This window comes from Yersinia kristensenii (assembly GCF_900460525.1).
Taxonomy (GTDB): domain Bacteria; phylum Pseudomonadota; class Gammaproteobacteria; order Enterobacterales; family Enterobacteriaceae; genus Yersinia; species Yersinia kristensenii.
This window is the reverse complement of sequence record NZ_UHIY01000001.1, coordinates 4,353,433-4,376,355: the sequence shown is the minus strand read 5'-3', so window position 1 is coordinate 4,376,355 and position 22,923 is coordinate 4,353,433. Positions and strand designations below refer to the sequence as shown.

Here is a 22,923-nt window from a genome sequence, read left to right as displayed (position 1 = left end):
TTCATGCTAAATTTACCCATCTCAAGCCATAGCATCGTTTCAGGTACCAGTATGTTTACATATAAAGAAATATCCTCGCTGAACGAACTGGAATTGATCGTCTATAACTACATCATAAAAAATACTGATAAAGTGATGTACATGACCATCAGAGAACTGGCGGATGCTGCGGGAGTATCGACTACCACGGTTTTACGTTTCTGCAAAAAAATGAATTGTGATGGTTACTCTGAATTCCGCATTCGTTTTAAACTGTATTTAGAACATGATGAAAAACCACCAGTCACTTTTGGCATCAGTGAAATAATCAGCTATTTTAAAAGTATTAATAATAGTGAATTTGATGAGTTACTTGATACGGTAGCAACCCAAATAGCCGCTACACGCCGAATTATTTTTGTTGGAATAGGAACGTCCGGTGCATTGGGGAAATACAGCGCGCGTTTCTTTTCTAATATAGGGAAGTACAGTACTTATATTGACGATCCTTATTATCCTATCAATAGTGATATGTATCAGGATGCGATTGCAATTATCTTCTCTGTCTCTGGTGAGACAGAAGAGATTATCCGCATTGCCAATCAGTTCAGCCTGCAAAATTGCAAAATTATTAGCCTGACCAACAGTGATAACTCAACATTGGCTAAGATGGCGGATTTAAATATTTCCTACCATATGCCACCTATTGTATTGGAAGGCCAATATAATATTACCACTCAGATCCCAGTATTATATATTATTGAGACCATCGGTAAGAAACTCCCCGGGTTAATTAATAAAAACACTCAATAAAACAGGGTGTTTTTTACATGTTACATATACCAAGTCACGGTTTTTGTTATATCGTGACTTCGTTTTTCTTTTTGTTAAACTCCAGACTCAATCAACAAAGAATATTAATAATAATCCGGTAACACTCTGTTTATCTTATACTCAGCACTCGTGGCAGGAGACTAATAATGGCAATTGATTACTCATTGACCGCCCAGGAAATTATTAAATATATCGGCGGCGATAATAATGTGATTACCGTCACACATTGCGCAACACGTTTACGCTTTATATTGAAAGATAATAAAATCGTCGATAAAGAAAAGTTAAATCGCGTTAAAGGGGTTATTACTGTCATTGAAGCGGGTGGGCAAATGCAAGTGGTTATTGGTAACCACGTTGGTGATGCTTATAAGCATGTGACGAATCTCATTAATATTGATGAAAGCGCGCCGGTGGCAGCACCGAAAGTTGGTATTGTTAGTCGCTTAATGGATATTATCTCCAGTATTTTTGCGCCTTTCCTTTATCCACTGGCCGCCTGCGGTATTTTACAAGGGATTATTTCTTTCCTTGCCGCGATAGGTTGGATGGATGCCGCCAGCGGCACTTATCGTATTCTAAACTTTGTTTCCTGGACCGGTTTTACCTTCCTGCCGGTGATGGTGGCCTTTACTGCTGCCAAGAAATTCAATGTTAACCCTTTCACCGCGGTTATTACTGCTTGTGCGCTGATCAGCCCTGATTATATGAACATGCTCACGGCCAACAAAATCGTCACGGTGAACTCAGCCGATCCTGCTGTGCAGCAATTGATGCATGAAGCACTGAATAATCCGCAGGTTGCCCATATTTTGAATACCATCGCCGGTATTCCTTTGTCGTCACCGACCTTAGATTTCTTCGGTATTCCCGTGCAATACCTGAGCTATACCGCCTCGGTTATCCCGATCATTTTGATGGTTTGGGCGATGTCTTATGTACAGCGCTTCTGTGAAAAAGTGCTGCCAATGGTAGTGCGTAATCTGTTTACCCCGATGTTCTGTATTGCCATTATGGTGCCATTAACCCTGCTGGTATTTGGCCCGGTGGGTAATTTGATCGGTGGGGCAATTGGCGGTGTTTACAACACACTTTATAACCTCAGCCCAGCGATAGCAGGGTTTATGGTGGGAGCATTCTGGCAACCATTGGTTACATTGGGTGTTCATTGGGGCATCACCCCTGTCACTGTGGGTAACTACGCAACATTAGGTTATGACACCTTCACTGGCTTGCAAGCCTCCGCAGTCTTTGCCATGGCCGGAACCATGTTTGGTGTTTACTTAAAAACGCGCAACAGTGAAATGAAAGGAATTTCATTGTCAGCAGGGATTACGGCTTTATTCGGTATTACCGAGCCTGCTATCTATGGCGTGGCATTACGCTTGAAGAAACCTTTCTTATGCAGCTGTGCCGCAGGGGGGATCGGCGGGGCTATTGCCGGGACTTTTAATGCCGTGTCATGGAGTTATTGCTTGCCCGGTATCGCGGTGCTGCCGGTCTTCTTTAAAGAAGGGCATATGACACAGTTCCTGGGATTCTTGCTATCCATCACTGTCGCTTTCGTCTTGGGTGCAGTTTTCACCTGGTTGGTTGGGTTTACTGATGAGACAGAGAATGTAGTGCAATCAAGCAGTGCTAAAGCATCCGAAGCACCAATTGCTCAGGCGCAAATGAATCAGAGCTAAAATATTTAATGTTCGGGCGGGCTATCACCCGCCATTGATTTTCATTTTCAGGGTGAACGATTGCCCACAGTACTTAGGGAGAGAATTATGAGCCACAAACAATTACCGAAAGATTTTTTATGGGGCGGCGCAGTTGCAGCACATCAGGTTGAAGGCGGCTGGGATAAAGGCGGCAAAGGTATAAGTATTGCCGATGTATTGTCCGGTGGTGCACACGGTGTTGACCGTGTGGTGACTGATGGGGTGCACGAAGGCTATCGCTATCCAAACCATGAAGCGGTTGATTTTTATGGACATTATAAAGAAGACATCGCATTGTTTGCTGAGATGGGCTTCAAATGCTTCCGTACTTCCATTGCCTGGACGCGTATTTTCCCGAATGGTGATGAGCAGCAACCGAATGAGGCTGGCCTACAATTTTACGATGATATGTTTGATGAGCTGCTGAAATACGGTATTGAACCGGTGATTACGCTCTCTCACTTCGAAATGCCATGGCATTTGGTGAAAGAGTACGGCGGCTGGAAAAATCGGAAAGTGGTCGATTTCTTCGTGAAATTCAGTGAAGTGGTTATGGAGCGCTATAAAAGTAAAGTCAAATACTGGATGACATTCAACGAGATCAATAACCAACGTAACTGGAAATATCCATTATTTGGTTATTGTTGCTCTGGCGTTGTGTTCACTGAGCAAGGGAATCCGGAAGAGACGATGTATCAGGTTCTGCATCATCAGTTTGTGGCCAGTGCCAAAGTGGTCAAATTGGGCCACGCTATTAATCCGGAGTTCAAAATTGGCTGTATGGTCGCGATGGTGCCGTTGTACCCATTCTCTTGCCATCCTGATGACATGATGTATTCGGTAGAAGCTATGCGTGAGCGTTATCTATTCGGTGACGTCCATATGCGCGGTTACTATCCTTCCTACATTCTGAATGAATGGGCGCGTCGCGGTTTCACTATCAATATGGAAGAGGGGGATCTCGATACTCTGCGTGAAGGTTGTGCGGATTACATGGGGCTGAGCTATTACATGAGTAATGCGGTTTCAGCTACCCATCCGGGGAGTGGAAATTCACTTTCCGGCTTTGAGGGCAGTGTGCCGAATCCACATGTTAAAGCTTCTGACTGGGGATGGCAGATTGATCCTGTCGGCTTGCGTTATTCACTGAGCGTATTGTATGAGCGTTACCAAAAGCCGCTATTTATTGTTGAGAATGGTTTTGGTGCCATCGATAAAGTTGCTGATGACGGCATGGTTCACGATGATTACCGCATCGCGTATCTCAAAGCCCATATTGAGCAAATGAAAAAAGCGGTGTTTGAAGATGGCGTGGACTTAATGGGGTATACCCCATGGGGCTGCATCGATTGTGTATCATTCACTACGGGTGAATACAGCAAACGTTATGGTTTTATCTACGTGGATAAAAATGATGACGGGACTGGCACGATGGCACGTTCGCGTAAATTGAGTTTTGACTGGTATAAGAAAGTCATTGCCAGTAATGGTGAACAGCTCTAACTCCTCGACAAGCCTTTTCTCAGAGAAAGCCGCCCAATCATATGGGCGGCTTATCACATTGCCAGTTAACGATAAATTGAGAGAGTTTTAATTACTCAAAATAATGTGATTTTAATTCTAGAATCATCAAGCATATTGTTGATGATTTATTAAAGCCAGTTTTAAAAATGACTTATCGATGACAGATAATATCATCCTTTAATCGGTCGAGTCTTTGAATATCAATAATAAAGACAATGCTACACAGCAATGTTTCATAACATTGTCCATAGACTTTCTCGACTTGATAGATAATAGTTATCCGATTAAATCTAATATTTAATCTTTCCGTTAAGTTTTTTATTTTCTAACTGATGCTTCTTTTCAGTTTGCAATTGCCTCGATTATTGATACATAGCTCCCCGTGTCGATGATACGATTAAGCTTCAAATCTGCACTAGCCAGTAGTGCTTTCAGTTCCTCTTCCGTCCGTGCTTGCCCTCCATCAAAGCTGCCGAGTAATAGAAGGTCAATCTCTCGGCCTCCCTGCCAGGTATCCTCTCTGGAGATCACGGGTTCTAAGATGAGTACTTTTGCATTGGGCCGCATTGCATTACGACAACTGCGTAATATCTTGCTTGCTTGTTCTTCCGGCCAATCCATTGTTATATATTTTAATAAATAAATATCAGCTGTTGGGCAGCTTTCAAAGAAATTACCAGTCTGGGTTTCCCAGCGAGAATCATCCCCTAACTCACCCAGCCAGTTCTTTGCTAAAACCGCTGGGCGGTCGAACAAGATACCGTGGAGTGTCGGATTATTTTGCAAAACTTTCAGCAGCAATCCACCGAAACCGCCGGCAATATCCACCACTGTGGCATGTTCTGGGAAGTCATAACTGCGCACCAAAAAGTTATTCTCTACTGAGGACATAGACGACATCCCAGCATGAAAATCACCTTCTGACTCGGGCAGATTCTCTTGTGACCAGTACTCATAAAAAGACATTCCGAATGCCTGTTTAAAGGCGGATTCTCCTCTTAAATTTTCGACAAGATTCCCCAGCGGCAGCCAGAATGTTTTATCGGTTAACATTAATACCGCAGGGCGAAGTGAATGACGATTATCTGAGCGAAGGAATTGTGCTGCGGCGTTAAGTGAATAGCGGCCATCTGCTGATTCTTCAAAAATATTTCGCGAGGCCAGCATCCGTAAAACACGATTTAACAGACGCCAATCAGCCCCCACCGCTGTTCCTAACTCCTCCGCTGTTCTGGCACTTGTGGTCAGATGATCCGCAACTCCTAAAATAGCTGCAGCACGCAATGAGGCTTGGAAAGTAAATCCCATTGCCTGTTCTAATAAGTATAATGCTGCAGTATCATTTTCATGCTTAAGTTGATTATTATTGCCCATTATAATAACGTCCTTTGATAATTGATGTGACTATATATAATTGCAATAGATAGAAGTGCAACTACATTCATTAGGATAATAAATATATCCATGGAAAATGTAGCTCACGAAATTGAATTATTGCAAATAGTCTATTGTGCTAATTAAACGAATAAATGGGTTTTGGTGGGCAATTCGATGAAAAATATGGGTTATTAATTATTAATAATATTTATATTTCAGGTTTTATATTTGTAATATAAGTTAATTTTTTTGATGTTTGTGGCTGGGTTTGGGATTGTGTCATTGAAGATTCAAGGCTGTGTCAGCTTGTTGAAATAGGATGGTAAAGAACAATATTAGTGCTCATGAAACCGCGTAAAGCGGGCCATCCAACTGAGTTGCGGGAAGCCAAACAACTCGCGGTTCCATTGGCACAAGCAAGCTAAAACGCTTGATTCAGATATTGAGAAAATTAAAGGGATTGCCAGAAATTGGCGAGTAGAAGCTCTACTTTGCATCTAGTGGGAACAAACATAGTAAGAATTTTTTTGCTATAAATATCGCATTCGATTCTCTGTATATTTCTGCGTCGATTTAGCCGCGCTTATCCAGTCAAATAAGCCGCGCCTTTGTGCGGATTTTTATTATTTATAAAGTATGCGATCAATAACCAATTTGACACATTGCAGTTTACATCCAGAGGTAACAATTCAATTAAACACGGCGGTGATTTTTACGATACTGGGCCGGTGTAATATTTAATTGACGGACAAAGGCGCGACGGAGAATATCAATGCTTGAAAATCCGCATTGTGCAGCAATTTGTTTAGGGGCTAGCGCGGTTGACTCCAATAAATGACGCGCATGGCTAAGCCGTTGCTGATCCAGCCATTGTGAAGGTGTCAAATCCAGCTCTTGCTTAAAAAGTCGGCTAAGATGACGTGGACTCAAGCCAATATGCTGTGCCAGAGACTGCATATTATGCGGATATTCAAGCGTTGAGATCGCCCACCGTTGTAACTCTTGCAATGCTGAACGCCCCGATAGATTGGTCGAACCATGACGGCTAAATTGTAGTTGGCCGCCTGGGCGTTTAAAAAACATCACTAATTGGGCTGCTACGGCAAGGGCAACATCATGCCCCATATCTTCCTCCACCATCATCAGCGCCAAATCCAGCCCGGAAGTGACACCCGCGGCCGTTCTCAATGGCCCATCGGCAATACATATTGCATCGGCCTCGACTTGAACTTGCGGATACTCTTTCGCCAGTTGTCCTGCTACTGCCCAGTGCGTCGTCACCCGATGCCCATCGAGCAACCCTGCCGCAGCTAAAAGTAAAGCCCCACTGCATACTGAGCCATAACGTCGACTTCGTTGGGTTTGTGCGACTAAGGCATTCATCAGGCCGTTATGGCTACGATAATCATCAATACCTGGTGCCCCGGCAACAAGAAAACTGTCGAGTGATGATAAATCTGGGTCGGTAATTAACATATCCGCCATGATCCTGACGCCAGAAGATGTGGTGATATCCTGCCGCTCTAATCCCATAATGCGGGAATGATAAATCTTACGGCCCATCTGATTGTTCACCTCGGCGAATACATCCAGTGGCCCGGATATATCGAGCATTTGCACCCCGGGCACTGCCAAGATCACCATCTCTCTGGTCATTCTTCTGATTCCATGTCTGACATATTCGCAATGTCTCAATAAGTCGCATTGATACGATTGATGACATTTATTTTCAACTTTATCGTACGGAGATGCAATCCATACCGGAAAGCAACCGGAGAAATCATATGAAATTAAATATCAATGGCATCCACATACCCGATAGTGCGATGGCTCGTGCGGCGACTGAATTAGTCAGAGATACGGAATCTGATTTGTTATTCCACCATTCAAGTCGGGTTTATTACTGGGCAGCATTAGCAGGGCAACAACGCGGGATTCAGGCGGATACTGAGCTTCTCTATATCGGTTGTATGTTTCATGATATGGGGTTAACCCACGAAAATTGCAGCTGTGAACATCGATTTGAAGTGGATGGCGCGAATGCAGCGCGGGACTTCTTACAACAATATAAAGTTAATCAACAAGATATAGATAAAGTATGGACAGCGATTGCCCTTCATACCACGCCGGGCATTCCTGAATTTATGGATCCGGTCATTGCATTGGTTACTGCGGGTGTTGAAATGGATGTGCTGGGAATCAATTACTCAGGATATGACTCAACAGTGACGGAGCAGGTTGTCGCACAGCATCCGCGCGGTGATAACTTCAAAGAAGAGATAATCCAGGCCTTCTACGAGGGTATTAAAAATAAACCGCAGACAACTTTTGGTAATGTGAAAGCGGATGTTATCGCCGACAAAGAACCTAAATTTGAGAAAGGTAACTTCTGCTCGGTTATCCGGGCCTCTCGTTGGGCGAGCTAAAGATTAAATCCTCTCTGGCACCATTCGAGCCTCCAATAATATTTTCTTTAAGCCCAGTAAAATGATGGAACATATCATCAGACAGTAGAAACAATCTGTTCATTACTGACTTAATCTAGACGTACGTAGTTGGGGGTTTTACCATCACCCAATCCCACAAACAAAAAAACCAACCCTAATAGGTTGGTTTTTTTAGGGTATTTTGGTCGGCATGAGAGGATTTGAACCTCCGACCCCCGACACCCCATGACGGTGCGCTACCAAGCTGCGCTACATGCCGATACAGTGGAATTTATACTACATTTTACAGTGACTAATGCAAGACCTGTTAAAATCGTTCGCTGGTTTTTTAAGCGCCTAAAGCTCTGTTTTTAGAGCTAGTTAGCAATAAAACGTTTTATATCAGTCAGCACTTGCAATAGTAATGGCAGCTGTGGCTTTTCATCTTTAATTTCATTGCCTTGCTCATCATAAGTCCGATATTCACCATTATTATCTAACACAATCGTTTGTGTTGGTGTAGTGATAACCAGTGTGCCATTATCGCCTGTCGCTACCCAGTTATTGTTGCGTTGTGCGGCGAATAAATCTTCCCCTTGCGAATAATCCTCTGATGCGGTTTTAACATGCAATAACCGCTGCATCAGTGTGGTCATAATATCTTCGTGGTTGGTTAACTTATTGACTTTCTGTGCGGGTGTACCTGGCCAGTGCACGATTAACGGGACTTGCAACTGTTGACGATTAAAGCTGCTGCCAGTCCCCCAGTTATTATTGCCGCTATCATTAAATTCGACGCCATGGGCGGCAGTAATAATAACGACGGTTTTATCGAGTTGTCCGCGTTGTTTTAGCGTATCGAGAATGGTCGCAATCTGCTGATCCACATCTTTTGCGCCCGTTTTATAGTGGCGAATAAAGTCGGCTGGTGTGGCAACTTTATGACCAACAACAGGATCTTGCGCTTCAATTGACCCGTTCAGGTTAATGTATGAGAACCATGGCGTATTATTATTCAGTGTTGACAGCCATTGTTGCCATTGTGCTGTGGTTGCGCTGTCAGTTTGTTCTGCCGGAGCAGGTAAGGTGAAATCAGATAACAACGCCTGGCGGTAGAGTGGCGAGGCGAAACCATCGGAGGAGAACAATCCAAACTGATAGCCTTGCGCACTCAATGACGTGATGAATGCAGAAGGTTTACGCGAAGAAAGAACGCCGTCTAAATAGGTTGGAGAAATACCGTAAAATAGCCCAAACAGCCCGGTATCCTGACGATTACCCGAGCTGTAATGCCGGTTAAACTGGATGTTTGAGTGGCCGAATTCAGCTAAAACAGGCATATCTTTTTGCAGGCCATTGGCGCGGATGCCATCAACCACAATTAATAACAGATTGTAACCGCTGCCTTTGTCGCTAAAGGCGATCGGGCTGAGGGGATATTCAACGGTCAATGCATCGGGATTACCTTGCTCTACTAAGCGCCGCTGATATTCCTCTTGGTCAAGCAGGCCGTGTTTCTCAAGGAATTTACGCGCAGTCATCGGATAGGAGAGCGGTAAATTCGCGCGCTGCATACTGATGGGGCGATAGAAATTAGCATCTGCCCAGATATAAATCAGATGTGAGGCAAAGAAGGCGGAAATAAACACGGCCACCAGCGGCTTAACAAAGCGCTGTCGATTGAGACTGCGTAGTTTTTGCCATGCCCAGGTACCGAAAAGCATCTCGACAAGAAAAATGACGGGCACGGCAATAAACATCAATTGCCAATCACGCGCCAACTCAGTTTGATCCGGGTTAACCACTAACTCCCATACTACGGGGTTAAGATGCAAGTGGAAGCGGGTGAAAACCTCGGTATCGACCAATAGCAGGGTTAAACCCGCAGTGGCAAAGGCGGCGGAAAGGAAACGGAGTAGCCGTTGTGACATCACCACAAAAGTCAGCGGGAATATCACCAGTAAATAGGCAGCAAAAACGATAAAACTAAAGTGCCCAAGCCAACTGACAAGGGCATAGACACGGCCAATCAGCGATGAGGGCCAATCGGAGATAAACAAATAGCGGCTACCCAGCACCAGGCTGAACAGGATGTTAAACAGGGCGAACCAGTGCCCCCAGCTGATCATCTGGGAGACTTTTTCACGATAGCGCTGACGATTTGTCACCATATTGAGATTGCAGTCTTGGCCGGTAAATTAATGAGCTTTATCTTCACGAACTGAAGCTTGAAGGGCTTCAGCGAAAGAACGAGCCAATACTTTGCGTTGCGCCGGGGCAATGCTGGTATTGATCAGATTTGTTACCATATTTCCCAAAACCATCAAAGAAAGATCGGTTGGGGTACGGTGTTTTTCCAGTACGCTGACTAATTCTGACAGCAATTTTTCAACGTGTTCGTCGCTATAACGGGATGATTGTGGCATAGAAATTGTGCTCAACACCTGACAAAGTCCCATATCTTACCGTATAGAGACGCGCTTTTCCGCTATTTTATAGCATTAAGAATCATTAGCCATTAATTGGGGGCCGAGATAGCTTTTGAGTTGCAGCTCTCAGGCATCAGTGATTGAATACGCCCCTAGCCAAAAGGAGTATTTATCATGAGTCTGGATATTGACCAGATAGCCTTACATCAGCTTATAAAACGTGATGAACAAACGCTTGATGTGGTGTTGCGCGATTCGTTGTTACCAGCCAATGCTGTAGTTGAAGAAATGATGGCTGAGCTGCATCGGGTTTACAGTGCCAAAAGTAAAGCTTATGGGTTGTTTAATGAACAAAGTGAGCTGGCCGATGCGCTGAAACGGAGCCGTAAGGGTGATGAAGACTTTCTCAGCTTTAGCCGCGCGGCAACCGGGCGTTTACGTGATGAGTTAGCCAAATATCCGTTTGCTGAAGGTGGCGTGGTGCTGTTTTGCCAATACCGCTATCTGGCGGTGGAATATTTGCTGATTTCGGTGCTAAGCAGCTGTAATAGCATGCGGGTGAATGAGCAACTTGACCTGAGCACCACCCATTATCTTGATATCAATCGTGCTGATATTGTGGCCCGTATTGATTTAACGGAATGGGAAAATAACCCGGAATCAACCCGTTATCTGACTTTCCTGAAAGGGCGAGTAGGGCGTAAAGTCTCAGATTTCTTTATGGATTTCTTGGCTGCAAGTGAAGGTCTGGATACTAAAGCGCAAAACCGTGGTTTATTACAGGCGGTTGACGATTATTGCGCGGATGCTGAGCTGGATAAAAATGAGCGCCAGGCTTATCGCCAGCAGGTTTATAGCTATTGCAATGAGCAATTGCAGGCCGGTGAAGAAATTGCCTTGCAGGAGCTTTCGCAAGAGTTGCCAAAGTTGGGCGAAAAAGATTTCCAACAATTCTCTGCTGAGCAGGGCTATGCATTGGAAGAGAGTTTCCCAGCAGATCGCGGCACTTTGCGCCAGTTGACCAAGTTTGCGGGTAGTGGCGGTGGGTTGAGTATCAATTTTGATGCGTTGTTACTGGGCGAGCGTATTTTCTGGGATGCTGCGACAGACACCTTGACCATTAAAGGCACGCCACCAAATCTGCGTGACCAACTACAGCGCAATGCGGGTAAGAAGTAATTGTTTGCATCGTGACATTATTCAACCAATAAAAAACGCCGCAGAAGCGGCGTTTTTTATTTCGGCGTCCCGAATATCGAAAGCGACGCGATTAAACGCGAACGAAGTCGATATGAGTCAGTTTTGGCTTGAAAGCGTGACGCTGAACAGCCTGTACTTTAACTTTGGTTTCTTTACCGTCGACAACCAGAGTCAGTACTGAATCATAAAAGCCCGGTTTCAATTCAATATTCTTGGTGGTGTCATGATCAAGAGTGATAGCGATTGCTGGCTCTGAACCACCGTAAATGATTGCCGGAAATTTATTTGCTGCACGCAGGCGGCGGCTCGCACCCTTACCCTGGTCGTTACGTACTTCTACATTGATAGTGGTCATTTTGTTTTCTCTTAAAGAAAATTAACCCTGCTACAGGCGACCCAGCAACAGGTTCGATACTCGGCTTTACTTGGGTAAACCCAGAGCAAAGCGGGCGACATTCTAGCGAAATATCGACCAGACAGCAAACGAAACTACGAATTTATCAGGCTAAATGCGGCTTAGGCGAGAGAGTCAGCTCGCCGAAAACGCCCCTGATAATCGAAAACCTTTTCCCTGATTTGCCACCATTGTCCACGACGGCGGGCGACAACAAAATCGGGATAACGCAATAGTGCTTGCTGAGCAATGATATCGGCGGCAGTTTGCCATTTCAGCGTAATCCCAGGCGCGCGTTGATGAGGGCGCAAGAAAATTTGCTCAAATGCCATCCGTTGGGCGGCGGTGGTTAAGCGAAAGCGCTCACTGGTATGGGTGCCATCTTCGTCGTAATAGGTGATTTTTAGCCACTCGCCTTTCGCATCTTGGCCACTTTCCAAACCCATTCCGCCACAACGCAATACCAGCGCGTCTTTTAATTTCAGAGCTGCTTTCAGCATATCATCGGGGTCGACCAACACCTCCTGACACTGATGACAGCGGCGGGCTGCAATATCATTTTCTGCCCCGCAATGTGGGCAGGATTTAAAGCGGAAACGGTAATCACATTGGGCTCGCGCGCCTTTATCATCCTCAAACCAGCCCTGACAACGACGGCCATAATGCTCAATGATGTCGCCGGATTCGGTACATTTTCCCCAGAAAATATTGGCAAAACCGCAGTCTGGGCAAAAGACTTGTACCGGTTGGCTGTTGCTGTGGGGTTTGCTGGTGCCCACTTCCGGGGTGAAAAGGTCGTGGGGATTGCCGGCATAATCCAGAATCAAACAATCTTCTTTGCCCGGCGAGAGTCGCAGACCTCGCCCAACAATTTGTTGATACAAGCTGACGGATTCGGTTGGACGAAGAATTGCAATCAAATCAACATGCGGGGCATCAAATCCGGTCGTCAATACCGCCACATTCACCAAGTAATGTAATTGTTGCTGCTTAAAAGCGGTGATTAAAGCATCCCGTTCAGCGGGAGGCGTTCCGGCACTCACCAGTGCAGCTTCGCTTTTGGGCAGTAACCCATAGACTTCTTTAGCATGTTCGACCGTGGCGGCAAAAATCATCACACCCCGCCGATGGGCGGCATATTCAATGATCTGGCTAACAATATGCGGAGTAATTCTTTGCTGTTGTTTAAGCTCTCGGTCTAAATCTGCTTCACGGAACATGCCGTCACTATTGCTGGTCAACCGGCTGAAATCATATTGTACGACCGGCATATCCAGCCGCTCCGGTGGCACCAGAAAGCCGTGCTTAATCATATAACGCAGGGGTAATTCATAAATGCAATCGCGGAATAGGGCCTTGCCATCACCACGAGTGATACCGTGATAGTGGAATTGGTAAATCCAGCCTTTGCCCAAGCGGTAAGGGGTCGCCGTCAGCCCCAGCAAACGCAATCGTGGGTTGGTGGTACGTAAATGTTGAATAATTTGCTGATATTGGCTGTCATCATCGTCACTGATGCGATGGCACTCATCAATAATCAGCAGTGAAAAGGCGCTATCAAACAGTGACAGATTTCGCGCCACGGATTGCACACTGCCAAAGACCACTTTCCCCTCGCTTTGGCGTTGTTGCAGTCCTGCGGCAAAAATATCGGCCTCTAAACCGTAAGCACAATATTTGGCATGATTTTGCGCCACCAGTTCTTTGACATGCGCTAACACCAAAACGCGTCCACGCGCCAGTTTGGCTAATTCAGCTATCACCAGACTTTTACCCGCGCCAGTGGGTAAGACAATTAGCGCTGGTTCGGCATGGCGACGAAAATGAGCCAGCGTCGCGTCCACGGCTTCTTGTTGATAAGGGCGGAGTGTGAAAGCCATTAATGCGCCTGCCCGTTGATTTTTATCATCATTTTCAATTTGTTCAACTCATTCACCATTTGCAACACTTTCCAGCAACGTAACATTTACTTTCAACGTATAAGTGCCTTTTATCTTCAAGACTTTCTATTATTATGCCCATGTGTGGCCGCCCGCGCGAGGAGGCAGGGCGGGGTGGATAAGTTGTTTCTCAATAACGGCTTTTTGCGTAACTGTTCCTAGGATGATAGGGCAACCGCCGCTATACTGTTTTATTAATTTCACACCGTATTATTAGCATTCTGTCATCATTGGCAGGTATGAGTGCGGGTATCGTGCCCCTCAGTGGCATGACTATACCCTAAATAATTCGAGTTGCAGGAAGGTGGCAACGGAGGGAATCCCAGGAGCTTACACTGGTAAGTGACTGGGCTGAACGAAAGCAGCCCACGCACATGCAGCTTGAAGTATGACGGGTAAGACAACAGGCAAAGTAGATTTAATGCGATTGGACAAGTTTTTATCTCAGCAATTAGGGGTTAGCCGGGCGTTGGTCGCGCGCGAGCTACGGGCAAAACGCGTCACTATTGATGGTGAGATAGTCAAAAGTGGTGCCATTAAGCTGACACCAGAACAAGACGTAAGATTTGATGGTAATCCATTACAACAGACTGTGGGCCCACGTTATTTTATGCTGAACAAACCGCAGGGTTATGTGTGTTCAACAGAAGATCCGGATCACCCAACGGTGTTGTATTTCCTTGATGAACCCGTGGCTTATAAGCTTCACGCGGCGGGGCGGTTGGATATCGACACCACCGGGCTGGTGCTGATGACTGACGATGGTCAATGGTCACACCGCATTACTTCTCCGCGCCATCATTGCGAAAAAACCTATTTGGTGACGCTGGAACATCCGGTTGCTGATGATACGGCGCAGCAGTTTACTGACGGCGTACAGTTGCATAACGAAAAGTCATTAACTAAACCGGCACAGCTTGAAGTTATCGAGCCTCAGCTAGTGCGTTTGACCATCAGTGAGGGGCGCTACCATCAGGTAAAACGCATGTTCGGGGCGGTCGGGAATCGTGTGCTGGAACTGCATCGTGAGCGCATTGGCGACATCAAACTTGATGATGATTTAGCACCCGGTGAGTATCGCCCACTGACAGCAGAAGAAATTGCGAGTGTCGGCGCTCCCCATCTGTAATTGATTTTCTATTGCGGCGTGGTCAGCTGTCTCCACGTTGTTTTGCCGTTGATATAACCCGCGGTAGGTTAGTGAAGGAGTTGTTGAACGTGCATGCCAGTAATCAAAATGAAGCGACAAACCGGACATCCCACATTGGTTTGATCTTTATCCTGGGCTTGTTATCAATGCTGATGCCACTGGCAATTGATATGTATCTGCCCAGTATGCCAATTATTGCACAGCAATTTGGCGTAGAAAGTGGTGCAGTACAGATGACGCTAAGCGCCTATGTGCTGGGGTTTGCCATCGGGCAAATGTTCTATGGGCCCATGGCGGATAGCATCGGGCGCAAGCCGGTCATTTTCTGGGGAACGCTCATCTTTGCGTTGGCAGGGATGGCCTGTGCCATGGCGCAATCAATTGAGCAGCTGATTAATTTGCGTTTCTTGCACGGCCTGTCAGCTGCTGCTGCCAGTGTGGTGATTAACGCATTGATGCGAGACATGTTCACCAAAGATGATTTCTCGCGAATGATGTCTTTTGTGGTCTTGGTGATGACTATTGCGCCGTTGCTGGCACCGATTATCGGCGGCGCTTTGCTGGTGTGGTTTAGCTGGCATGCCATTTTCTGGACGATGGCGGGAGCTGCATTGGTGGGGGCGATATTAGTTGCATTGTTTATCAAAGAAACCTTGCCAAAGGAGAAACGGCAGAAGTTTCGTTTGCGCACCACTATTGGCAATTTTGGCGCTTTATTCCGCCACAAGCGGGTACTGAGCTATATGCTGGCCAGCGGTTTTTCTTTTGCCGGTATGTTCTCATTCCTCAGCGCCGGGCCTTTTGTTTATATTGATTTAAATGGAGTTTCTCCGCAGAACTTTGGCTATTACTTTGCGCTGAATATTGTCTTTTTATTCTTGATGACATTAATCAACAGCCGCAATGTTCGCCGCTTCGGGGCACTGAAAATGTTCCGCTTCGGTCTGTGGGTTCAATTTGTGATGGGCATCTGGCTGCTGGTGGTGTGTGCCGCCGGGTTGGGGTTCTGGGCGCTGGTGCTGGGTGTCGCCGCTTATGTGGGTTGTATCGCGATGATCACTTCGAATGCCATGGCCGTCATTTTGGATGATTTCCCACATATGGCGGGGACTGCCTCTTCTTTGGCGGGAACTTTACGGTTTGGTATTGGTGCCATCGTGGGGACGCTGTTGTCGATGGCGCCATCACGTAGCGCCTGGCCGATGGTCAGCTCAATGGCATTTTGTATTATCGTCGCCATGTTGCTGTATCTTTATGCTAGCCGCCCACATAAAGATACAGTGAAATAATCACTATCAGTAGATGTGAGGGGCGATGCTCCTGAGCGCCCCTCACGTTTATTATTTGTAGCCAGTTTGTCAAATCACACCTTATTTATTCCTCTCTTTCTCCGTCTTGTACATGATTAAATATCGCCACAATTATCACTAAAAAAGACCGAATCCTTGCGCTCAATCAACATAATAAGCTTGCATATCATTATCTGTTGCATAGTTGTGTATGACACCATATTGTTAACTTTTTGAGCGATGTTATAAAAAAGACGAAATTGTTATCACGTTATTTTTACCCGTTATTCTTGCTTGTTACAGGATGATGGATATCAATGAATTTATATATTTATCAATTGATTAAATCCATTTCATTCAGCTTGACTGAGGCTGAATTGTTCCTTAAATGTAAAATGTTGGCTGATATTAGGTAATGGGTTTGCAAGAAAAATGGTTGAGATAGAGGCGATAAAGGGTTAAAAATAACGAAAAATGGGATCTAAATCTCAAACCGGCAGTTTCAGTCTGGGTATGACGGGCTGAATAAGCGTTGTAAACAGCGCAAAAAATAGCGTTGTAGGTTTTAAGTTTCTAAATTGTTATCAATATTGTGTTTTGATAAGGTTTGGAGCGAGCACAATGGCAATTTAGCGGCTATAACTTTAAATCAGTATGAGTCTTTGTGGTGCTTTGTGAGTTTTTGAATTTTTATTTTTACTAGGAAAAATACGTGAATAATATCCAACTTTCGGTAGTACATCGTCTGCCGCAAAGTTACCGTTGGTTATCGGGGTTTATCGGCGTAAAAGTTGAACCGATGCCATTAACGGCGATAGACGATAGCAATAATGATCTCATGGGACTGAAGTTACTGAGCCATGATGGTGCCCATGCGCAAATTATCATGCAGAGGCTTCATCTCTCACTGCAAGAGATTCAGGTGGACTCCGCGATTGTGGAATGGGAAGGTGAGCCTTGCCTGTTTGTTCATCGTCAGGATGAAAGTGCCACTATGTGTCGCTTGAAAGATGTTGGGGTGGCAATTGCTGAGACCATGACCGCACTTTATCCTTTCTGATTTGCGATTACGTGTTTGTCAGCCTTTTATGCTGACGCTTTTCTATGCCCTAATATGCGCCAAATCAGTCGGAAAATTGTAGTAATTGCTGAGTATATTGCTGTTTTGGTGCGGCAAAGATTGCCTGACAGTCACCTTGTTCCACGACTTCCCCTTGTTTTAATACAATCACTTGGTGGCAGAGTGACCGCACCACTTGCAAGTCATGACTGATAAATAGGTAACTGAGTTGGTAGCGCTGCTGAAGGGATTTCAGCAAAGCCAGAATTTGCGCTTGTACCGATTTATCCAGTGATGACGTCGGTTCATCGAGGATAAGTAATTGAGGTTGCAGGATGAGTGCCCGTGCAATAGCAATGCGCTGGCGCTGGCCGCCGGAGAACTCAGTCGGGTATCTATAGCGGCTTACCGGGTCTAACCCAACTTCTTCCATGGCTTTAATCACGCGCTGCTCGCGATGTGCAGCAGTGAGTTTCTGATGTACTTCCAGCCCTTCCGCAATGATTTGTTGAACATTCAAGCGCGGGTTTAGCGCCGAGTAAGGGTCTTGGAAAACCACCTGAATTCGGCTGCGATAAGGTAGCATCTGTTTGGGCGAGAAATTGTGTAGCGGCTGGCCACTAAACCAAATTTCTCCTTTAGAGGGCAGCAAGCGCAGCAAAGCTAAGCCGGTAGTGCTTTTCCCCGAGCCCGATTCCCCTACCAAACCTAAACTTTCACCGGGTTTTAACACAAAACTGAGATCTTTCAGAGCATAGTGATGCGCCACAGTACGGCGCAATAGGCCGCGTTTAATCGCAAAAGCGACTTGTAGCCCTTTGACCTCAAGCAGCGGTTGTAGATCGGTCTGGAGCGGCAGTGGGTCGCCCTGTGGTTCCGCATCTAATAATTGGCGAGTATATGTATGCTGGGGGGAGCTAAACAGCGCCTGGCGGGTATTGTGCTCAACCACGCGCCCCTCACGCATCACGGCTACGTTATCGGCCAGCCGGCGGACGATATTCAGGTTATGGGTGATAAACAGCAAGCTCATGCCCATCTCTTGCTTTAACTCTTTCAGCAAACTCAAAATCTGGGCTTGTACCGAAACATCCAGCGCGGTAGTGGGTTCATCGGCAATCAGTAATTTTGGCTGGGTCAGGACAGCCATAGCAATCATCACGCGCTGGCGTTCTCCGCCGGAAAGCTGATGTGGGAAATCCGCTAATCGGCCTTTGGCATTGCGAATACCTACTCGGTCAAGGCATTGAATAATCTCAGATCTGGCGGCTTCCCTGCGCATACCTCGGTGCAGTGACAGCACTTCTGCCAGCTGTTTCTCAATAGTATGTAAGGGGTTTAAAGACACCATCGGCTCTTGGAAAATCATAGAAATTTTATCACCGCGAATGGCGCGTAATGTCGGCTCATCGGCATGTAACAGTGATTTTCCGGCAAACAGAATATCGCCGCTGGAGTAAACTACCGGTGGCGAGGGCAGCAGGCGCAATATCGACAAGGCGGTAACACTCTTGCCCGAACCCGATTCCCCCACTAAAGCCAGTGTCTCACCGCTCTCTATTTTCAGCGAAAGGTCGCTGACGACCTGGCGATCAACTCCCGCTTGGCGAAATGCAACACTGAGATTTTGAATGTCCAGCAGTGGAGAGGTCGCCATATCAATACACCTTACTTGGGTCAAAGGCGTCACGCACGGCTTCGCCGATAAAGATCAACAGAGATAACAGCACGGCCAACACCAGGAATGCGGTTATGCCGAGCCAGGGAGCTTGAAGGTTATTTTTGCCCTCCAATAACAACCCGCCTAATGAGGGTGACCCCATTGGCAAGCCGAAACCAAGGAAATCCAGTGAGGTGAGAGTGGTTATTGAGCCGCACAGAATAAAGGGTAAAAAGGTCAGAGTGGCTACCATGGCATTAGGCAGCATATGGCGCGACATAATCACTCTGTCACGCACGCCCATGGCCTTGGCGGCGCGGATATAGTCATAATTTCGGGTGCGCAGAAACTCGGCCCGAACCACGCCGACCAGCCCCATCCAGCCAAATATGACAGTGATGGCTAATAACCACCAGAAATTCGGCTGCACAATGCTGGACAGTAAAATCACTAAAAATAGGGTCGGCATACCGGACCAGACTTCAATAAATCGTTGGCCCCATAAATCAACTCTACCGCCGTAATAGCCCTGAATTGCCCCGGCACAAATCCCAATCACACTGGAAAATAGAGTTAACGTTAGGCCAAATAATAATGAAATACGAAAGCCATAAATAACTTTGGCCAATACATCACCGCCAGTGCTGTCAGTGCCGAGCAAATTGGTGCGACTGGGGGGCGAGGGGAAGGGCACATTGGTTGCGAAATTAATGGTGTTATTACTAAAGCGGATGGGAGCCCAAATAGCCCAGCCATTATCTTTAATGCGGCCAATCACATACGGGTCTTGATAATCAGCGGCCGTGGTTAAAATACCACCAAAGGTTGATTCGGTGTAATTAACCATAAAGGGCATATAAAATTTGCCCTGATAGCTCACCAGCAGCGGTTTGTCGTTGGCAATCAACTCGGCAAACAGGCTGATAATAAACAGTGTCAGAAAAATCCACAGTGACCAATAGCCACGGCGGTTTTGGCGAAACCGTGCCCAGCGGGCCTGATTAATAGCGTTTAGCCGTTTCATCATTGGCGGCCCTCAAAATCAATTCGGGGATCAACCAAGGTGTAGGTGATATCGCTCAGGATATTCAGCAGCAAACCAATCAGAGTGAAAATATAAAGGGTGCCAAACATCACCGGATAATCTCGTTGCAAGGTAGCGTCATAGCCCAGTAACCCTAAACCATTCAGTGAAAACATCACTTCGATTAACAATGAACCCGTAAAAAACATACTAATAAAAGCCGCCGGGAAGCCCGCAATCACCAGCAACATGGCATTGCGAAATACATGGCGGTAAAGGATTTTTTCTTCAGGTAAACCTTTGGCGCGGGCAGTGACCACATATTGTTTGCGGATTTCATCGAGAAACGAGTTTTTGGTCAGCATGGTGAGTGTGGCAAAGCCACCAATCACGGTAGCCAGCACCGGTAACGTGATGTGCCACAAATAGTCGGTTATCTTGCCATACCACGGCAGTGTATCCCAATTGCTGGATACTAGCCCGCGAAGCGGAAACAGATCGAAATAACTGCCGCCGGAAAACAGCACTACCAGTAAAATAGCGAATAAAAACGAAGGAATAGCATAGCCGATAATTATTAAGGTACTGCTCCAAGTATCAAAAGCCGAGCCATTACGCACGGCTTTTTTAATCCCCAAAGGAATGGAAACCAGATAAATAATCAGTGTGCTCCATAACCCAAGTGAGATAGACACCGGCAGGCTATGTTTAATCAATGACATGACGGATTCGCCGCGAAACAGGCTGTCGCCAAAATCAAAGCGCGCATAGCTCCAAAGCATATTGAAATAGCGCTCATGCAGCGGCTTGTCAAAACCAAAGCGCTGTTTAATTTCGGCAATCACTTCTGGGTCTAGCCCTCGCGAACCGCGATAGTTACTGTCACCGACTTGCGCTGCATTCAAGCCGACTTTCGCACCACCCAATCCGCTATCACCCCCACCGGCGCTATATCCGCTGGAATGACCCAGTTCAATGTTGGCTATCGCCTGATCTACCGGGCCGCCGGGCGCGATTTGGACAATGAAAAAGTTAATAGTAATAATGGCCCACAAGGTGGGAATAACCAGCAACAATCGCCGTAATAGATATGCGCCCACACCGCCCCCTAATGATGTTCTGTTGGCAGGCGAGCTGCCTTGTTGACATCCAACCACCAGCTATCAAAGCCGAGCGAATATGTGGGCCTGTCCGCTGGCATTGAAAATTTATCCCAATAAGCAAAGCGGGCATGGTTGGAATACCACATCGGGATCATCAAATAGTTCCAGGTCAGCACGCGATCCAGCGCCCGGCCCAGAGACAGCAGTGCCTCTGGCTGCTCCTGATGCTTAACAATCTGTTCAATCAATTGGTCGATGGCCGGATCTTTAATACCCGAAGCGTTATAACTGGAATCAATATAAGCCGAACTCCAAAAAATTTGCAGGTTCGGGCTAGGGTAAGGGAAGGCACTGTAAACCGTCGGGATCATATCGTAATCCCGGCTGCGCAGGCGGTTAACAAACTGAGAGCTGTCCACCTCGCGAATATTCATGGTTATTCCCAAACGCTGCAAATTATGCTTAAACGGTTGAACGTATTGGAAGTTACTGCCGCTGAGTAACAGCAATTCAAAGACAAAAGGTTTACCCGTTTTGCTGTTGATCAATTGCTGGTTTTTCACTTCCCAACCGGCTTCACTCAGTAATTCGCGCGCTTTTAATAGATTATCCCGCGCGTTGCCGCTGCCGTCAGTTTGCGGTGGCTGATAAATTTTCGTGAAGACCTCCGCGGGGATTTTGCCTTTTAGCGGTGCCAGCCACGCCAATTCCGCGCTGTTCGGATAACCTTTAGCGGCATATTCGGTGTTCTGGAAAAAACTATTAGTGCGTTGATAACTGTCGAAATAAAAAGCTTTATTCATCCAGTCAAAATCAAAGGCCAATGTCAGGGCTTCACGAACTCTGCGGTCGCTAAAAATAGGGCGCTGGACATTAAATGCCAGCCAGCGGGTGTTCTGCGCGGAGTTATCGAGGATATCCTGTTTGACGATATAGTTTTTCGCAAAGTTGCCGCCCACATATTGTGTCGCCCAGCTTTTTGGCGATGTTTCTTCACGGAAATCAAAAGCACCGGCTTTAAAGGCTTCCAGCGCGACTTTATCGTCTAAATAATAATCATAACGGATGGTGTCAAAATTATATTGCCCACGATTGACCGGTAAGTTGGCTGCCCAGTAGTCTCTAACCCGTTCATAGGTAATAAATTGGCCCATCTTATATTTGCCAATACGATAGGGGCCGCTGCTAACGGGAGGTTTACTTAGCGGTTCACTGAGTTTATGGTCTTTCCAGAAATGCTCGGGCATTACCGGTAAGCCAAATAAGCCCAACATTTTATCTTTATTCGGTTCTGGGAATTCAAAACGCACAGTCAGGCGGGAAATCGCTTTAACTTGCACGCCTTTATAAACAATTCGAAATTGCGGTACACCCTCGGTCATGAATTTATTGAAAGTGAATGCCACATCTTGTGCAGTAATGGGTTGGCCATCATGAAAACGAGCGCGAGGGTTAATATCGACTTCAATCCAGTGGAAGTCGGGGGCAAAGCGTGCAGATTCGGCAATTAAGGGATAATAGCTGCCAATCTCATCGTCCGAAGTAGCGAATAATGAGTCATACAGCCGCTCAGTGCGCACTGCCGGGTTGCCACGTAGCGCATAACGATTGAAGTTATCAAAGGTACCAATCGCAGAGAGTGTGATATCTCCGCCTTTAGGGGCTGCCGGATTAACATAATCAAAATGGTTAAAATCTGATGAGTACTTGGGTTCGCCCAATATGGCAAAAGAGCTACCTTCTTTAATGGTCTCAGCCTGTAGGCCAAAACTCAGAACTGAAAGCACGAAAGCAGCAAGTAGGCGTAACAACATATTGGTGGTGA

The 22,923-nt window shown here is 46.2% G+C and carries 18 protein-coding genes and 1 tRNA gene; 8 read left to right on the top strand and 11 right to left on the bottom strand.

Going from position 1 to position 22,923, the window contains the following annotated elements; genetic code table 11:
• The first annotated feature begins 51 nt into the window (after nucleotides 1-51).
• The 3 genes from DX162_RS20310 to DX162_RS20300 all read left to right on the top strand — a co-directional run bounded on the left by DX162_RS20310 (nucleotide 52) and on the right by DX162_RS20300 (nucleotide 4,025).
• Nucleotides 52-792 (top strand): MurR/RpiR family transcriptional regulator, encoded by a 741-nt coding sequence (locus DX162_RS20310; protein WP_004389472.1) that lies wholly within the window; start codon nucleotides 52-54, stop codon nucleotides 790-792.
• A 167-nt stretch (nucleotides 793-959) separates the two neighbouring features.
• On the top strand, nucleotides 960-2,501 hold the full coding sequence (locus tag DX162_RS20305) for a PTS transporter subunit EIIC (protein WP_004389473.1): 1,542 nt from the start codon (nucleotides 960-962) through the stop codon (nucleotides 2,499-2,501).
• 87 nt (nucleotides 2,502-2,588) lie between these two features.
• Complete coding sequence (locus DX162_RS20300) at nucleotides 2,589-4,025, top strand: 6-phospho-beta-glucosidase (RefSeq protein WP_004389474.1); 1,437 nt, start codon at nucleotides 2,589-2,591, stop codon at nucleotides 4,023-4,025.
• 363 nt (nucleotides 4,026-4,388) lie between these two features.
• On the opposite strand, the gene DX162_RS20295 is transcribed toward DX162_RS20300, so the two are convergent.
• Together DX162_RS20295 and DX162_RS20290 are read right to left on the bottom strand one after the other, a co-directional pair.
• Entirely contained in the window at nucleotides 4,389-5,420 is a 1,032-nt protein-coding gene (locus tag DX162_RS20295; RefSeq protein ID WP_004389475.1) for a methyltransferase, read from the bottom strand.
• A 696-nt stretch (nucleotides 5,421-6,116) separates the two neighbouring features.
• On the bottom strand, nucleotides 6,117-7,079 hold the full coding sequence (locus tag DX162_RS20290; protein ID WP_032819397.1) for a GlxA family transcriptional regulator: 963 nt from the start codon (nucleotides 7,077-7,079) through the stop codon (nucleotides 6,117-6,119).
• A gap of 128 nt (nucleotides 7,080-7,207) precedes the next feature.
• Between DX162_RS20290 and DX162_RS20285 the strand changes: the two genes are divergently transcribed.
• Complete coding sequence (locus tag DX162_RS20285) at nucleotides 7,208-7,849, top strand: HD domain-containing protein (RefSeq protein ID WP_004389479.1); 642 nt, start codon at nucleotides 7,208-7,210, stop codon at nucleotides 7,847-7,849.
• Nucleotides 7,850-8,052: 203 nt separating this feature from the next.
• On the opposite strand, the gene DX162_RS20280 is transcribed toward DX162_RS20285, so the two are convergent.
• The 3 genes from DX162_RS20280 to DX162_RS20270 all read right to left on the bottom strand — a co-directional run bounded on the left by DX162_RS20280 (nucleotide 8,053) and on the right by DX162_RS20270 (nucleotide 10,275).
• A tRNA-Pro gene (locus DX162_RS20280) sits at nucleotides 8,053-8,129 on the bottom strand.
• Between the two features lie 97 nt (nucleotides 8,130-8,226).
• Nucleotides 8,227-10,020, bottom strand: a complete 1,794-nt coding sequence (gene yejM, locus DX162_RS20275; RefSeq protein WP_004389480.1) for an LPS biosynthesis-modulating metalloenzyme YejM — start codon at nucleotides 10,018-10,020, stop codon at nucleotides 8,227-8,229.
• 27 nt (nucleotides 10,021-10,047) lie between these two features.
• Complete coding sequence (locus DX162_RS20270) at nucleotides 10,048-10,275, bottom strand: YejL family protein (protein WP_004389481.1); 228 nt, start codon at nucleotides 10,273-10,275, stop codon at nucleotides 10,048-10,050.
• Nucleotides 10,276-10,452: 177 nt separating this feature from the next.
• On the opposite strand from DX162_RS20270, the gene yejK reads away from it, so the two are divergent.
• Nucleotides 10,453-11,457, top strand: a complete 1,005-nt coding sequence (yejK, locus tag DX162_RS20265; protein ID WP_004389482.1) for a nucleoid-associated protein YejK — start codon at nucleotides 10,453-10,455, stop codon at nucleotides 11,455-11,457.
• A 91-nt stretch (nucleotides 11,458-11,548) separates the two neighbouring features.
• On the opposite strand, the gene rplY is transcribed toward yejK, so the two are convergent.
• Complete coding sequence (gene rplY, locus DX162_RS20260) at nucleotides 11,549-11,833, bottom strand: 50S ribosomal protein L25 (RefSeq protein WP_004389483.1); 285 nt, start codon at nucleotides 11,831-11,833, stop codon at nucleotides 11,549-11,551.
• Between the two features lie 161 nt (nucleotides 11,834-11,994).
• On the bottom strand, nucleotides 11,995-13,752 hold the full coding sequence (gene radD, locus DX162_RS20255) for a DNA repair helicase RadD (RefSeq protein ID WP_004389484.1): 1,758 nt from the start codon (nucleotides 13,750-13,752) through the stop codon (nucleotides 11,995-11,997).
• 481 nt (nucleotides 13,753-14,233) lie between these two features.
• On the opposite strand from radD, the gene rsuA reads away from it, so the two are divergent.
• From rsuA to DX162_RS20240, 3 genes are all read left to right on the top strand, one after another.
• On the top strand, nucleotides 14,234-14,941 hold the full coding sequence (gene rsuA, locus DX162_RS20250; protein ID WP_032819398.1) for a 16S rRNA pseudouridine(516) synthase RsuA: 708 nt from the start codon (nucleotides 14,234-14,236) through the stop codon (nucleotides 14,939-14,941).
• Nucleotides 14,942-15,030: 89 nt separating this feature from the next.
• On the top strand, nucleotides 15,031-16,251 hold the full coding sequence (locus DX162_RS20245; RefSeq protein WP_032819399.1) for a Bcr/CflA family multidrug efflux MFS transporter: 1,221 nt from the start codon (nucleotides 15,031-15,033) through the stop codon (nucleotides 16,249-16,251).
• A 712-nt stretch (nucleotides 16,252-16,963) separates the two neighbouring features.
• Nucleotides 16,964-17,311 (top strand): YejG family protein, encoded by a 348-nt coding sequence (locus DX162_RS20240; protein ID WP_004389488.1) that lies wholly within the window; start codon nucleotides 16,964-16,966, stop codon nucleotides 17,309-17,311.
• A 64-nt stretch (nucleotides 17,312-17,375) separates the two neighbouring features.
• Here DX162_RS20240 and yejF read toward each other — a convergent pair whose 3' ends face one another.
• From yejF to DX162_RS20220, 4 genes are read right to left on the bottom strand one after another with little or no spacing between them, the layout of a single operon-like run.
• A complete protein-coding gene (gene yejF, locus DX162_RS20235; protein WP_004389489.1) occupies nucleotides 17,376-18,968 on the bottom strand; it encodes a microcin C ABC transporter ATP-binding protein YejF in 1,593 nt (530 codons plus the stop codon).
• A 1-nt stretch (nucleotide 18,969) separates the two neighbouring features.
• On the bottom strand, nucleotides 18,970-19,995 hold the full coding sequence (locus DX162_RS20230) for an ABC transporter permease (protein WP_032819461.1): 1,026 nt from the start codon (nucleotides 19,993-19,995) through the stop codon (nucleotides 18,970-18,972).
• Nucleotides 19,995-21,095 carry a microcin C ABC transporter permease YejB gene (locus DX162_RS20225; protein WP_004389490.1) on the bottom strand — a complete coding sequence of 367 codons (1,101 nt, stop codon included), beginning with the start codon at nucleotides 21,093-21,095 and terminating at the stop codon, nucleotides 19,995-19,997. The genes DX162_RS20230 and DX162_RS20225 overlap by 1 nt, the downstream gene beginning before the upstream one ends.
• 8 nt (nucleotides 21,096-21,103) lie before the next feature.
• Nucleotides 21,104-22,912 carry an extracellular solute-binding protein gene (locus tag DX162_RS20220; RefSeq protein WP_004389491.1) on the bottom strand — a complete coding sequence of 603 codons (1,809 nt, stop codon included), beginning with the start codon at nucleotides 22,910-22,912 and terminating at the stop codon, nucleotides 21,104-21,106.
• Nucleotides 22,913-22,923: the final 11 nt, after the last annotated feature.